This is a genomic window from Streptosporangium sp. H16 (genome assembly GCF_051918855.1).
Lineage (GTDB): Bacteria > Actinomycetota > Actinomycetes > Streptosporangiales > Streptosporangiaceae > Streptosporangium.
Genome location: NZ_JBPXMD010000006.1, coordinates 1 through 13,832, shown reverse-complemented (window position 1 = coordinate 13,832; position 13,832 = coordinate 1). Strand labels below are relative to the sequence as shown.

Below are 13,832 nucleotides of genomic sequence, written 5' to 3'. Positions count from 1 at the left end.
GCGCGAGACGGCGTCCGAGGGAGTCGTGGGCAGTCGTGGGCATGGAGCGTGAGCCGGGGCGAGCCGCGTGCGCCGGACCCGAGGTGGTGCCCGGTGTACCCGGTGTGTCCGCGGGCACGCGGGCGGGCGTGCAGGGGGGCGCGGTGGCCGTGCTGGTGGCGGCCAACGTGCTCAACAACCGCGTGGCGCCGAGGCTGGCGCCGCTGACCTCGGCCGCGGCCACCGGCGCGCTGGTCGTCATGGCCCGCCGTTCCGGGCTCTCCTGGGCCGAGCTGGGATTCCACCGGCGCGCGCGGGGCCTGCGGATCGGCGGCGCGCTCGTCTCCGCCGTGGCCGCGGCCTACGCGGCGGGCATCGCCGTCCCGGCCACCCGCCGGTTCTTCCGCGACGAGCGCGCCCTGTCCCTGTCCCGCGCCCGCGCGCTGGAGGAGGCCCTGCTCCAGGTGCCGGTCGGCACGGTCCTGCTCGAGGAGGTCGGTTTCCGCGGGGTGCTGCACGCCCTCGTCGCCCGCTCCCACGGCCACGGTACGGCGACCGCGGTCTCCTCGGTTCTCTTCGGCCTCTGGCACATCCTGCCCGCCGTCGACATGATGGCCGCCAACCCCGCCCTGAGCCGCCTGGCCGCGGGGGAGGCCCCCGACGCCCCGGCCGCCCGTCACCCCGGTACGGAGGGCCCGGGGAGCGGGCCCGGGGGCGGGCCGGGGAGCGAGCACACCCCCGGCGCCTCGGACACGCCCACCGGAACGGACGCGCAGAACGCGCAGGGCACACAGGACACGCCCACCGGAACGGACACGCGGAACGCGCATGACGCGCATGACGCGCAGGGCACACCGGGCGGGTCCGGGGTGCCCGGGAGGGCGCCCGCGTGGCAGGTGGCGCGCGTCGTGGCCGGGTCGGTGATCACGACGGGCCTCGCCGGGGTGCTCTTCACCGAGCTGCGCAGGAGAGGAGGCCTGGCCGCTCCCGCGATGTTCCACGTCGCGACCAACTCCCTGGGCTACCTGTTCGCCCGCCTGGCCCCGCCGGACAGGCCCGCCCCCGGCCGCTGACCGCCGAAGCGGCCGCGGGCGGCGAGCTCGATCGTGACGACCACGGCCACCGCCTCCGCGGCCAGCAGCGCGACCAGCACGACGAGCTGCACCACTCCGGCTTGGAGCGGGCCGGCTCCGCCCAGGAGCATCCCCACGAAGGCGCCGGGCAGCGTGACCAGGCCCACGGTTCCCGTCTGGTCCAGCGCGGGCACCAGCGCCTGCGCCGCGGGCGGGCGGCAGATCTCCAGCGCCGCGTCCCGCTCGGAGAAGCCCAGCGAGAGCGCCGCCTCCACCTCGCCGCGCCGGTGGGCCAGCTCGTCCAGGGCCCGCCGTCCGGCGAGGGCCGTGACCGTCAGGCACCCGCCCAGCAGGATGCCCGCGACCGGGATCAGCGTGATGCCCAGCGGCGGGACGACGCCGCTGCCGAACAGCAGGGCAAGGACCGGCAGGGTCCCGGCCGCGATGGGCACCGCGGCCCACCGGACGGCGGAACCCGAGGTGATCCTGCGTCCCGCGGTCACGCTCGCCACCCCGTACATGACCAGCACGAAGACCGCCACCGCGAGCGCGTGCTCGACGGCCCACACGATGATCAGGGAGACCGCGCCGAGCTGGGCGGCGGCGCGCAGGCACGCCACGAGCACCGCGGGCGCGTGCCCGAGGCGGCCGAGCCGGGTGACGGCGGCGGCTCCGACGGCCAGCAGGAGGACGACGACGGCGGTGGCGAGGGACAGGTCGATGCTGTTCAACGGCGCGGACCTCCCGTCGGGTGCCTTCCAGGTTCCCAGGTCCCCGGCGGCGACCTCGAGGAGGGCCCGGCTCCTCCCGCCGGGTGCCCTTCGGACTCCCGGCGGGAGCGGTGGTCCGGTCGTGGCCCGCCCTTCTGCGGCGCTCTTCGGGCCCTCGGGAGGATCAGGCGGTGGGGACCCGCTGGAAGGCCTCGACGTAGCGGCCCTCGCCGAAGCCCGCCTCGACGGCGATCTGCGAGAAGCGGCCCCGCAGGAAGCTCTCGAAGTCCTCCAGGTGGCCGATCTGGCTGGCGTGGGCGCGCAGGGCGGCGAGCTTGCGGTCGAAGGTGTCGGTGACGTCCACGTGGTGGTCGGGCGTCGGGCCGCCGTTGAGCCACACCTCGCGGACGGTCCAGGCCTCCAGCCCCTCGTCGAGCAGCAGCGAGGGGAAGGTGTACGGGTTGCGCGCGTCGGGATAGACGGCGTCGAGGGCGCAGCCGCCGACCGCGCGGTGGTCGGGGTGGCTGGGGGCGATGAACCGGTGGTTGCGCTCGGGGCTGTGGGTGATCACCAGGTCGGGTCTGACCTGCCGGATGACCCGGGTGATGTCACGCCGCAGCTCCAGGCTCTGCACCACGGTCCCGTCGTGGTGGCCGAGGTAGCGCACGTCGGTCACGCCGACGGCCTTGGCGGCGTTGGACTGCTCGGTCCGGCGCAACTCGGCCATGCCGCCGTTGTCCAGCTCGCGGTCGAAGCCGCCCGCGTCACCGTCGGTGACCACGCAGTAGGTCACCTCGACGCCTCGATCGGTGAACAGCGCGATCGTGCCCGCGGCGGCGAAGTCGACGTCGTCGGGGTGTGCGGTGACCGCCAATACGCGGTTGATCTCGTTCTCGGGCAGCATGAGAAGACCTTTCCGTTTTTCCGCGTACCGCTCCGTCATCACAACCGCGGGGGAGTCCACCCGCATTCCTTTGCGATGGCTGGACCCGGTTGTCGGTCGGTCGCTCTAACCTAGGGGACGTGTCGATCCCAGCCTCTTCCCTGACCCATCCGTTGCTCGACGGGCTCAACCCCCAGCAGCGCGAGGCCGTCGTGCACCACGGCAGCCCCCTGCTCATCGTCGCGGGCGCGGGTTCCGGCAAGACCCGGGTGCTGACCCACCGCATCGCCTACCTGCTGGGCGAGCGGGGCGTGCAGCCGCAGGAGATCCTGGCGATCACCTTCACCAACAAGGCCGCGAGGGAGATGAAGGACCGGGTCGACCGGCTCATCGGCCCGCGCTCGGCGGCGATGTGGGTGATGACCTTCCACAGCGCGTGCGTGCGGATCCTGCGCCGCGAGGCCAAGCGCCTGGGCTTCCCGACGAGCTTCTCCATCTACGACCAGGCCGACTCCCAGCGGCTGATGGCGATGGTCTGCCGCGAGATGGACCTCGACCCCAAGCGCTACCCGCCGAGATCGTTCTCCGCCCAGGTCAGCAACTTCAAGAACGAGCTGATCGACTACGAGACGGCGTCGGCCCAGGCGTCCACCCACCTGGAGCGCAAGCTCGCCGAGGCGTACCGCAACTACCAGCGGAAGCTCACCGAGGCCGGAGCGATGGACTTCGACGACCTCATCATGCTGACAGTGACGCTGTTTCAGATCTTCCCCGACGTGGCCGAGCACTACCGGCTCCGCTGGCGCCACATCATGGTGGACGAGTACCAGGACACCAACCACGCCCAGTACACCCTGATCCGCGAGATCGCCGGCCGTCCCGAGCTGCGCACCGCCGACGGGGACATGGTCGGGGAGGGTGGGGAGGGCGGGGTCGCCCCGGCCGAGCTGTGCGTGGTCGGTGACGCCGACCAGTCGATCTACGCCTTCCGTGGCGCGACGATCCGCAACATCCTGGAGTTCGAGCGCGACTACCCGCAGACCAGGACGATCCTGCTGGAGCAGAACTACCGCTCCACCCAGACGATCCTGTCCGCCGCGAACGCGGTGATCTCGCGCAACGCGAGCCGCAAGCCCAAGAACCTCTGGTCCGACCAGGGCGCCGGGGCGAAGATCATCGGCTATGTCGCCGACAACGAGCACGACGAGGCCATGTTCGTCGCGCAGGAGGTCGACAGGCTCACCGACCACGAGGACGTCGTGCCCGGCCAGGTCGCGGTGTTTTACCGGACCAACGCCGCCTCCCGGGTGTTCGAGGAGATCTTCATCCGGACCGGCCTGCCGTACAAGGTGGTGGGCGGGGTGCGCTTCTACGAGCGCAAGGAGGTCCGCGACCTGCTCGCCTACCTGCGCTTCCTGTCCAACCCGAACGACGTGGTGTCGCTGCGCCGCATCCTCAACGTGCCCAAGCGCGGCATCGGCGAGCGTGCCGAGGCGATGGTCGAGGCGTTCGCGACCAGGGAGCGGATCCCCTACTGGGAGGGGCTCCGCCGGGCGGACGACGCGCCGGGCATGGCCACCCGCTCGCTCAAGGCCATCAAGGAGTTCGTCGCGCTGATGGACGAGCTCATGGTGAAGGCCGACGACATGACGCCCTCGGAGCTGGCCCAGGAGGTGCTGGCGAGCACCGGTTACCGCCTGGAGCTCACGGCCTCCAACGACCCGCAGGACGAGAGCCGCCTGGAGAACCTGGACGAGATGATCTCGGTCGCCTCCGAGTTCGAGGAGGCCAACCCCGAGGGCACGCTGGTGGAGTTCCTGGAGCAGGTCTCCCTGGTCGCCGACGCCGACCAGATCCCGGCGGCCGACGGCGGCCAGGGTGTGGTGACGCTGATGACGCTGCACACCGCGAAGGGGCTGGAGTTCCCGGTGGTGTTCCTCACCGGCATGGAAGACGGCGTCTTCCCGCACATGCGCTCGCTCGGCGAGCCCAAGGAGCTGGAGGAGGAGCGCCGCCTGGCCTACGTCGGCATCACCCGGGCCGAGCAGCGCCTCTACATCTCCAGGGCGGCCGTCCGCAGTTCCTGGGGCTCGCCCGCGTTCAACCCGGCCTCCCGGTTCGTCGCCGAGATCCCGTCCGAGCTGGTCGACTGGCGCAGTGACCCGGAGAAGAGCGCCTGGAGCGCCGCCACCCGCCGCGACTCCCGTCCCGCCCCGGCCAGGAAGCCCGGCGGCAGGCAGATCCCCAACCTGTCCCCCGGCGACCGGATCACCCACGACCAGTTCGGCCTGGGCACGGTCGTGTCCGTGGACGGTGTCGCGGAGAAGACCAAGGTCAAGATCGACTTCGGTGGCGGGGGAGAGAAGACCCTGCTGCTGGCGTACGCGCCCCTGGAGAAGCTCTAGCCTTCCCCGGATGAGCGTCCGGGGAAGCCGGAAGGGCCCGGGAGCGGTTGGCGCGTTTGCCCGGCGTCCTCGCCGAGGCGTCAGGAAGGACCGGGTCCGGGCTCCTTGACGGGCAGCATCATGAGGATCGAGAGGATCAGGAGGCCACCCAATATCACCGCCACGCTGACCTTGTCGATGACGGGGAAGACGTGCAGGTGCAGCATGTGCCACAGGAAGTGGATCGCGTTGTAGATCGACCATGCGCCCCCGGTCACCACCAGGGACTCCCGGGTCGGCCGGCGCAGCGCCCACACGCTCAGCACCAGCAGCGCCAGGTTGAGCGCCCCCATGTCGACGACCAGATGCTCGTTGTACGGGCCGAGCGCCGCCACCCAGTGGAACCCCGGCGCCGGGAAGTCGTCGTAGAACGACCGCGGGAACGCCGCCGCCCACACCCCCTGGTACGCCGCCGCCACCGCCAGCACCCCGGCCATCCAGCGCTTGGCCGTCACGGTCATCGCGACGCCGCCCACTGCTCGAAGGTGATCTTCCCGCTGCGGAAGTCGCCGGCCGGCAGCACGCCACCGTTCGCCATCGCCTTGCCGGCGGGCACCGTCAGCACCAGTTTGCCCTTGGCCAGGCGGCGCATCATCGATGCCATCGTCAGCACCTCGGGGCCGGCCAGTTCGGTCGCCCGGCCCTGGGCGGGGCCTTCGGCCAGGCGCACGAGCTCGACGGCGACCTCGGAGGCGGCGACCGGCCGGCTCAGCATCAACGGCGCCACTTTCACCGGGCCGGGCACCTTGTCGAGCATCTGCGCCGCGAACTCGTGGAACTGCGTCACCCGCAGGAGCGTCACCGGGATCGGGCCGGCCAGCGCCAGCTCCTCCTGGCGGCGCTTGCCGATGTAGTAGCCCGAGTCGACCCGGTCGACCCCGACGATCGACAGGAGCACGTGGTGGCGTACGCCCGCCCGCTCCTCCGCCGCCAGCAGGTTGCGTGTCTCGGTCTCGAAGAACGCCACCGACGTCTTGCGGCTGAGCGTCGTCACGTTCGCCACGTCGATCACGACGTCCACACCGCGCAGCGCGTCGTCGAGACCGGCTCCCGTTATCAGGTCGACGCCACTCGACTGGGACATCACCACGACCTCGTGGCCCTGCTCGCGCGCCCGCTCGACCACCAGCCTGCCGACCCAGCCGGTTCCCCCGGCCACCGCCATCCTCATCGCGTTTCCTTCCTTCTTCATCATTGCGTCCCGTCCTTTCTCGTCGACTCGACAAGCAGGACAAGGACGAGGGGCTGAATGTGACCGCCGATCGCACCCGCTCGACAGTTCGAGCCGCTCGGCTCGTCAGCGGTCCAACGAGTCCCGGAAATCGGTGGGTACCCGGGCGCCACGGCCGGGGTCCTGTGCCATCCACCAGTGGCCGAGCTCGACGAGCAGCGGCTCCCGGACCTCCCGCGTCTCGGGGAGGCCGTGGACGAAAACGGTTGGCATGGCGGGAACTCCGTTCACATCGAACGAGACTGACCATATGACCAATCTGGTCAGAGACTATAGTCTGCGGACATGAAGACGAACACCACCCCGCGACAGCGGGCTCTCGTAGTCGGGCTCGGCGTCAGCGGAACCGCCTCCGCGCTGCGGTTGCGCAAGGCGGGCTGGGACGTTGTCGTCCTGGAGAAAGCAGCCGAACGCCGCCGCGGCGGGTACTTCCTCACCCTCTTCGGCACCGGGATCACCGCGGCGGAGCGCCTGGGCATCGAGGTGCCGAACCGCTTCTCGACGGACATCGCCTACTACAACGTCGATCGCGCAGGCCGACGGCGGCGCGGCATGGGCTTCACCGAGGCCGTGGCCGGCGAGTCACGCCCGGTCGTGCGCGGCGACGTCGAGCAGGCGGCGTTCGACGCCCTGCCCGAGGACGTGGAGATCCGCTACTCGTCCGTTCCGGTCGCGCTACGCCAGGACGCGGAAAGCGTGCGGGTTGACATCGAGGACCGGGCCGCGGGGACGGTGACCACCGAACGGTTCGACCTCGTGGTCGGGGCCGACGGCCTGCGCTCGACCGTGCGCCGGCTGGCGTTCGGGCCCGATGAGGGCCGCCTTCACCGTCTCGGCTACATGCTCGCGGCGTGTGCCCTGCCCGGCCCGGTCCCCGGTTTCCGGGGCACTGACGGAATCGTCATGTCCGAGCTGGGCCGGTCGGCATGGGTGTTCGCCTTCGCCGACCGGCCACCGACGGTGCTGTTCAACTACCGGACCGACGACGTGGACGGCGAGTTCACCCGGCCCGCCATCGACTCGCTGCGGGCGGTGTTCGGACCGGAGTCCACGGGTGCGACGCTCGGCTGGCTGCTCGACCGGTTCGAGCAGGCGCCTGACCGCCTGTTCGACACCGCCGAGCAGGTGCGGCTCGACACGTGGCACCAGGGCAGGGTGGTGCTCGTCGGCGACTCGGCGTGGTGCCTGACCCTCTACTCCGGGATGGGGGCCTCCAGCGGCCTGGCCGGGGCCGACGTGCTGGGCACGATGCTGGAGCGGTATCCCGGAGACGTACCGCGGGCGCTGCGCGCCTGGGAGGAGAGACTCCGCCCCTTCATCGAGTTCCACCAGGGCTCCGGCATGGCCATGCGCAAGCTCTTCGTCCCGGCCGGCCGCACCGAGTACGGGCTCCGGTTCGTCTTCGACCACGTGGCGGGGACCACGCTCGGCAGAACGCTCCTCTCGGAGGCCAAACACCGCAGCAAGGCTTCCCGGATGAAGACGATCGACATCGCCTGGACGTGACCCGGACCCGGGTCCCGCCGCACGGTAGGGTTCACCTCCGTGAATCCACGTGACATCATGCCGCCGAAGAGCGAACGGGAGGAACCCCGACGGTGAGACGGCTGATCGAACACGACTCCGTCAAGGCGGCCAGAATCCTCGACAGCGCGCGCGAGCTGGTCCTCGCACACGGCGTCCGCAAGGTGACCATCGCCGAGATCGCCGCGGCCGCGGGCGTGGGCAAGGGCACGGTCTACCTGTACTGGGAGACCAAGGAAGACCTGCTCGTGGGGCTGGCCGCGCGCGAGGTACTGGCCTGGATCGAGACCATCAACACCCAGATCGCCCAGGACCCGCAGTCCATCCTGCCCCGCCGTCTCGCTCCGCTGCTCATCCGCACGACACTGGGCAACCCGTGGCTGCGGTGGCTCATGAGCGACGACAGCGCCCTACGGCAGTTGCTCCACCGCCCCGCCGACCAGGAGCGCTTCGCCGAGGCCACCACGAGCGCGCTGGGCAACGCGGTCGTGACGATCCTGCGCGACCACGGGATCGTGCGCGACGATCTCCCGCTGTCCAAGCAGATGTACGCCCTGCACGCCGTGCTGGTCGGGTTCAGCACCGTCATGAACAACGTCGATGTCGCAGGCCCGCTCAGCATCGACGATCCGGAAACCGCCCTCGCCGACACCGTCCACCTGCTGCTCGAACGGCCTCACGACCCCGCCGCGCGCGATGTCGCCAAGGCCGCGGAAGCGGTGCGGACCCGGTTCACCGAGATTCACGACAACCTCCTGGGACTCGTCGCGGCGGGCGCCGCCGGAACCAGATGACCCGCGTCCTCGAGGCCGTGCCGTTCAGCCGCGGATCAGCCGACGCGGCGTGGGCCAGGCGGCGGGGCCTGCGCGTGGCCCGGCCGAGCTCGCGCGCGATCTCCCGGATCGATGTCTTCTCCCGCACCCGATCGGCGAGGTGGATCCGCTCGGTCTCGTCCGGGTAGCGGCCACGCACGGCTGGGGGCGCCGCCGATGTGATCGGTGGCGCCCCCACGTGCCTGCCGGTCGGATCGCGTCCGTTACGCCATCGTCCGGTCCGGTCCGGTCCCCCTGGGCCGGTTCAGCCCTTGAAGAGCTCCTGGACGGGGTCCTCGGGCTGGGTGACGTCGCCGAGGAGCTCGTCGAATTCGACCACCTGGCCGGCGGGCGGTGCCTTGATCGTGACCTTGGTGCCCCAGCCGGTGTAGCGGGTGTCGTTGACGTAGGTCAGCTCGGTGCTGTTGAGGCCCTGGGTGAACTCCGTGTACGACGACACGATCCGGCGGACCAGCTGGTCGGAGCCGAGATAGATCTTCCAGGTCACCGGGAGCGTCGCGGACCTGCCGGTGGGCTTCCTGCCCAGCATCGTGCGTACCGCGGGAGAGACCCTGAAGAGCTCGGCCAGCGTGATCGTGCCCGAGTGGACCGTGGTCCGGGTGCCGTCCCACGTCCCGCCGGGGCGCTTGGCGCGGGTGTGGGCGAGGGTCGCCCTGAGCGTGCCGGGCTCGACGGTGCTGATGATCTGCTGGAAGGCACTGACCAGGGAGAGCGTGCCACTGGGCGTGCGCAGCCACTTCTTGCCCTCGGGCATGGACTCGGCGAAGATGCCGCCCGAGGTGTAGCTGACGCCCTTCAGCGAGATCGTCCGCGACGGGGTGAACAGGCCCTTGAGCTCGCTGTCCGGCACAGGCAGGTTGAACTTGGTGGTCAGGTCCGAGGCGACCATGCCGGTCCTGCCGAACTCCAGCACCCCGCTCCGCCGGGTGAAGATCGTCCGGTTCTTCTTGCCCTCACCGACGATCTTCGTGTTCTCGGTGAGCTTCACGCCCCGGTGGGTCCTGAACTGGCGCTTCAGCGCCGAGACCGGGTCGGCCGCGCCGGCCTGGGCGGTCCGGGTGGTCGTGGCGCCCGCCGGGGCGACGGTCACCAGCGTGGGAACGATCAGGGCTGCCATGGTGGCGCCGGTCAGGGCGGCGATGATTCGCCTCATCGAGGGGGTCCTCCCGTAGGTGTCCTCGCGTCGTCGCGGAGGGCGGAAGAAGATTCTTCCCTATATCCCGAAATATTGGATCAAGAATCGACAGAGGTGCCGGGCTCCGCGCCATCGGCGGACGCCGCAGGCCGCGCCCGGCGGAGGAAACCCGCCGGGCGCGGCCCGTGTGGTGCGAGATGTGATCAGCGCGGGACGATCGGTGCCGTGCGATCGGTGTGGTGTGATCAGCGCGGGACGAACCGGTGCCGTGTGATCAGCCCCGGGTGATCAGCTGCCGCCGCTCAGCAGGGGGATGGGGGTGTCGGTCTCCACGCCCTCGTCCAGATCGCCCGGCTTGGCGATCTGATCGGCCGGCGGCGCCTTGACCGTCACCCTGGAGCCCCAGCCGGTGTAGCGGGTCTCGACCGAGATGGTCGTCCCCGGCGCGGTGGACAGGGCGGTCCCGGGGTAGGTGGTGGTCAGGCTCCTGGCGAGCAGGTCGGAGCCGAGAACCAGCTTCCACTGCACCACGGTCTTCGACTGCTTGGCCGTCGGGGGAACAAAGATGCCGGCCCGGAACCACGGTGAGACCTTGTAGAGCTCGCCGAAAGTGATCTTTCCCGAGTAGGCGGTCGGGCGCTTGACCGTGGCGCGCGCGAGCAGGGCCTTGAGCGTCGCGGGTTCGGCGGGGTTGACGAGCTGGCTCAACCGGCCGGTGTTGCCCAGAACGCCCGGCAATTTAAGCCACGTTTTGTCCTCGGGCAGGAATTGGCCGAAGATGCCGCCGGAGACGTAGGAGGTGTTCTTGACGCGGATCACCCGCTCGGGCTTGGTCAGACCGACCAGTACCTTGCTCTCCTCCTCGCTCAGGTTCTCGGTAATCTCCGCGATGTCGCTCGCCTTGATGCGCAGCTTGGTGGTCTGGTCGGACGCGTTGATTCCGGAGGCGCCGAACTGGAACACCCCCTTGCGCTGAGCCACGACCGCGCTGCCGTACGAGGCGCGCCCCTTCGTGGTGTCGACGTACGTCACGCCCCGGCCGTTTTTGAACTGCTTCTTCAGTGCGCTGATCGGATCGGCGGCCTGTGCGTGCGCGGTCGATGCCAGCGCCGGAACGCCCAGCATGGCCGTTGCGGCGCACGCCAGCCCGGCGATGTATCGCTTCAAAGGGATGTCCTCCTGATTGATCCCTCCGCCCCGCTGGGGGAGGGACGACACATTCTTATGGAGAAAGATCACGGAACGGTAGCGTATTTGGCGGATTGCCTTGAATTAACCGTGCACATTCGGTGCAGAGAGGTCCTGCCGGCCTTTGGCACGCCGTCATCTCCTATACCGGGAACGCGGCTTCGTTTCCGAACAATCACGGACGGTCAGTTTCCCTTTTCCGTGCGGCCCCGGTTCCGCAGCGTATTCCGGGTATTCCGGCCGGTTCAGCCGGGGCGCGGCCGCCGGGGGAGACGGGCCGTGGCGCCGTACGGAAAGGCGGTGAAATTCGTACCGCTGTACCGTGGTTCGCGGTGGCCCGCCGAGCCCGGCGCGGCGCGGCCGGTTACGCTGCGGACAGCTCCCACGTCGCGAGGGGAGCGCAGACAAGGAGGTCTGGATGGATGCCGTGTCAAGGATCCGCGTCGTCATCGCCAAGCCGGGGCTGGACGGTCACGACAGGGGCGTGAAGATCGTGGCGCGGGCGCTGCGGGACGCCGGGATGGAGGTCGTCTACACCGGCCTGCACCAGACGCCCGAGCAGATCGTGCGCACCGCGATCCAGGAGGACGCCGCCGCGGTCGGGCTGTCCATCCTGTCGGGCGCGCACATGACGCTCTTCGCCAAGGTGCTGGAGCTGCTTAAGGAGAACGACGCGAGCGACATCGTGGTGTTCGGTGGCGGGATCATCCCCGAGGCCGACATGCCCGCCCTCCAGGAGATGGGCGTCGCACGCGTCTTCACCCCGGGCGCCACCACCCAGGAGATCGTCGACTGGGTGCGGAGCGCGATCCCCTCGCCCGTCTGACGGTTCTCTCGCCCGTTTGACGATGCCGCGTCCGTCTGAGTCCATCTGACGGTCTCCCACCGTCCGACGGGTCTCTCGCCGGACCTCTCGCCGGTGCTCCGGTCGCCCCTCGCCTGTCCGACGAACCTCTGACAGATCGCCCGCCGACCCGGTGAACCGGCTCGCGGGACCGGCGGCCGGACCGGCCGGTTCGGCGCGGACAGCGTTCGGGGCGTACGATCTGGAACCCGGTTACCTGGTCATGCCATGAGGCGGGCTAGGCTTCATTGGCGCAAAACCGCCGGGCTCCCCCTTGGATCATGGAGTCGGCTCGCTCACATCTGTACACCAGCCGGACAAGCAAGGACGGACCCTCGTGGACCTGTTCGAACATCAGGCGAAGGAGCTCTTCGCGGAGTACGGCATCCCGGTGCCGCGCGGCGTGGTCGCGCACACCGTGGAGGAGGCACGGGCGGCAGCCGAGCAGCTGACCGGCCGTGTCGTTGTCAAGGCCCAGGTCAAGACCGGTGGTCGAGGCAAGGCCGGAGGCGTGAAGGTCGCCGACGACGCCGCCGACGCCGAGCGGAAGGCCACCGACATCCTCGGCATGGACATCAAGGGCCACACGGTCCACAAGGTCCTGATCGAGGAAGCCAGCGCGATCGCGGAGGAGTACTACTTCTCCTTCCTGCTCGACCGCGCCAACCGTACGTTCCTCGCCATCTGCTCCGCGGCGGGCGGCATGGACATCGAAGAGGTCGCGCACAACACCCCCGAGAAGGTCGCCAAGATCCCGGTCTCCCCCCTGGACGGCGTCGACCGGGCCAAGGCCCGCGAGATCGCCCAGGCCGGAGGGCTGCCGGAGGCCGCGCTCGACGGCGCCGCCGAGCTCATCGAGAAGCTCTGGTGCGCCTTCGTCGACGAGGACGCCTCCCTCGTCGAGGTCAACCCGATGATCCTGTCCGCCGACGGCCAGGTGAAGGCCCTCGACGGCAAGGTCACCCTCGACGACAACGCGTCCTTCCGCCAGGCGGACCACGCGGCCTTCGAGGACAAGGCCGCCGAGGACCCGCTGGAGGCCGCGGCCAAGGCCAAGGACCTCAACTACGTCAAGCTCGACGGTTCCGTCGGCATCATCGGCAACGGCGCCGGCCTGGTCATGTCGACCCTGGACGTCGTCGCCTACGCGGGCGAGGCGTTCCCCGGTCAGCCCAAGCCCGCCAACTTCCTCGACATCGGCGGCGGCGCCTCGGCCGAGGTGATGGCGGCCGGCCTGGAGATCATCATCTCCGACCCCGCGGTGAAGTCGATCTTCGTCAACGTCTTCGGCGGCATCACCGCCTGCGACGCGGTCGCCAACGGCATCGTCTCGGCCTTCCAGCTGCTGGACGCCCGCGGTGAGAGCGTGAGCCGCCCGCTGGTCGTCCGTCTGGACGGCAACAACGCCGAACTCGGGCGTCAGATTCTCTCCGACGCCAAGCTCTCCGGCGTCGAACTGGTGGACACCATGGACGATGCGGCCAAGCGCGCCGCCGAGCTCGCCGCGGTAGGTGCGTAATGGCCATCTGGCTGAACGAGAACAGCAAGATCATCGTCCAGGGCATGACCGGCGGTGAGGGCACCAAGCACACCCGCCGGATGCTCGCCTCCGGCGCCCGCGTCGTCGGCGGCGTCAACGCCCGCAAGGCGGGCACCGTCCACGAGGGCCTGCCCGTCTTCGGCACCGTCGCCGAGGCCATCAAGGAGACCGGCGCCGACGTGTCGGTCGTCTTCGTGCCCCCGGCGTTCACCAAGGACGCCGTCAAGGAGGCCATCGACGCCGAGATCCCGCTCTGCGTGGTCATCACCGAGGGCGTCCCGATCCACGACACCACCGAGTTCTGGGCGTACGCGGTCGCCAAGGGCGGCAAGACCCGGATCATCGGGCCCAACTGCCCCGGCATCGCCTCGCCCGGCGCCTCCAACGCGGGGATCATCCCGGCCGACATCACCAGCGCCGGCCGTATCGGCCTGGTCTCGAAGTCGGG

The 13,832-nt window shown here is 70.2% G+C and carries 14 protein-coding genes and 1 pseudogene; 7 read left to right on the top strand and 8 right to left on the bottom strand.

Features of this window, described 5'->3' with window-relative positions; genetic code table 11:
- Positions 1-41: 41 nt before the first annotated feature.
- Positions 42-1,052 carry a CPBP family intramembrane glutamic endopeptidase gene (locus ACTOQ2_RS11900; protein WP_440099892.1) on the top strand — a complete coding sequence of 337 codons (1,011 nt, stop codon included), beginning with the start codon at positions 42-44 and terminating at the stop codon, positions 1,050-1,052.
- Here the strand turns inward: ACTOQ2_RS11900 and ACTOQ2_RS11895 are convergent.
- Positions 1,001-1,783 carry an ABC transporter permease gene (locus ACTOQ2_RS11895; RefSeq protein WP_440099692.1) on the bottom strand — a complete coding sequence of 261 codons (783 nt, stop codon included), beginning with the start codon at positions 1,781-1,783 and terminating at the stop codon, positions 1,001-1,003. The two genes, ACTOQ2_RS11900 and ACTOQ2_RS11895, sit on opposite strands and share 52 nt — an antisense overlap.
- A 163-nt stretch (positions 1,784-1,946) precedes the next feature.
- Positions 1,947-2,666, bottom strand: a complete 720-nt coding sequence (locus ACTOQ2_RS11890; RefSeq protein WP_440073319.1) for a PIG-L deacetylase family protein — start codon at positions 2,664-2,666, stop codon at positions 1,947-1,949.
- Between the two features lie 125 nt (positions 2,667-2,791).
- On the opposite strand from ACTOQ2_RS11890, the gene pcrA reads away from it, so the two are divergent.
- On the top strand, positions 2,792-5,050 hold the full coding sequence (gene pcrA / locus ACTOQ2_RS11885) for a DNA helicase PcrA (protein WP_440099891.1): 2,259 nt from the start codon (positions 2,792-2,794) through the stop codon (positions 5,048-5,050).
- A gap of 80 nt (positions 5,051-5,130) precedes the next feature.
- Here pcrA and ACTOQ2_RS11880 read toward each other — a convergent pair whose 3' ends face one another.
- The 3 genes from ACTOQ2_RS11880 to ACTOQ2_RS11870 all read right to left on the bottom strand — a co-directional run bounded on the left by ACTOQ2_RS11880 (position 5,131) and on the right by ACTOQ2_RS11870 (position 6,533).
- Positions 5,131-5,565, bottom strand: coding sequence for a hypothetical protein (locus tag ACTOQ2_RS11880; protein ID WP_440099691.1), 435 nt, complete (start codon positions 5,563-5,565; stop codon positions 5,131-5,133).
- The gene (locus ACTOQ2_RS11875) at positions 5,547-6,260 is read right to left on the bottom strand and encodes an SDR family oxidoreductase (RefSeq protein ID WP_440099690.1); all 714 of its coding nucleotides are present in this window, start codon (positions 6,258-6,260) and stop codon (positions 5,547-5,549) included. Before ACTOQ2_RS11875 ends, ACTOQ2_RS11880 begins: the two co-directional genes overlap by 19 nt.
- A gap of 126 nt (positions 6,261-6,386) precedes the next feature.
- Positions 6,387-6,533 carry a hypothetical protein gene (locus ACTOQ2_RS11870; protein ID WP_440099689.1) on the bottom strand — a complete coding sequence of 49 codons (147 nt, stop codon included), beginning with the start codon at positions 6,531-6,533 and terminating at the stop codon, positions 6,387-6,389.
- A gap of 72 nt (positions 6,534-6,605) precedes the next feature.
- Here ACTOQ2_RS11870 and ACTOQ2_RS11865 point away from each other — a divergent pair, with 72 nt between their 5' ends.
- Together ACTOQ2_RS11865 and ACTOQ2_RS11860 are read left to right on the top strand one after the other, a co-directional pair.
- A complete protein-coding gene (locus ACTOQ2_RS11865; RefSeq protein ID WP_440099688.1) occupies positions 6,606-7,826 on the top strand; it encodes an FAD-dependent monooxygenase in 1,221 nt (406 codons plus the stop codon).
- Positions 7,827-7,918: 92 nt separating this feature from the next.
- Positions 7,919-8,638, top strand: coding sequence for a TetR/AcrR family transcriptional regulator (locus tag ACTOQ2_RS11860; protein ID WP_440099687.1), 720 nt, complete (start codon positions 7,919-7,921; stop codon positions 8,636-8,638).
- Between the two features lie 76 nt (positions 8,639-8,714).
- Here the strand turns inward: ACTOQ2_RS11860 and ACTOQ2_RS11855 are convergent.
- The 3 genes and pseudogenes from ACTOQ2_RS11855 to ACTOQ2_RS11845 form a co-directional block, all read right to left on the bottom strand.
- A pseudogene (locus ACTOQ2_RS11855) lies at positions 8,715-8,900 on the bottom strand (IS30 family transposase); the annotation flags it as partial.
- Between the two features lie 21 nt (positions 8,901-8,921).
- The gene (locus tag ACTOQ2_RS11850) at positions 8,922-9,830 is read right to left on the bottom strand and encodes a hypothetical protein (protein ID WP_440099686.1); all 909 of its coding nucleotides are present in this window, start codon (positions 9,828-9,830) and stop codon (positions 8,922-8,924) included.
- A gap of 270 nt (positions 9,831-10,100) precedes the next feature.
- Positions 10,101-10,979, bottom strand: a complete 879-nt coding sequence (locus ACTOQ2_RS11845; RefSeq protein ID WP_440099684.1) for a hypothetical protein — start codon at positions 10,977-10,979, stop codon at positions 10,101-10,103.
- A gap of 439 nt (positions 10,980-11,418) precedes the next feature.
- Between ACTOQ2_RS11845 and ACTOQ2_RS11840 the strand changes: the two genes are divergently transcribed.
- The 3 genes from ACTOQ2_RS11840 to ACTOQ2_RS11830 all read left to right on the top strand — a co-directional run.
- Positions 11,419-11,826, top strand: a complete 408-nt coding sequence (locus tag ACTOQ2_RS11840; protein ID WP_440073307.1) for a cobalamin B12-binding domain-containing protein — start codon at positions 11,419-11,421, stop codon at positions 11,824-11,826.
- A gap of 355 nt (positions 11,827-12,181) precedes the next feature.
- Complete coding sequence (gene sucC / locus ACTOQ2_RS11835) at positions 12,182-13,363, top strand: ADP-forming succinate--CoA ligase subunit beta (protein ID WP_440099683.1); 1,182 nt, start codon at positions 12,182-12,184, stop codon at positions 13,361-13,363.
- Positions 13,363-13,832 (top strand): CoA-binding protein (locus tag ACTOQ2_RS11830; protein ID WP_440082895.1); only part of this gene is annotated, 470 nt, incomplete at its 3' end. The genes sucC and ACTOQ2_RS11830, both read left to right, overlap by 1 nt.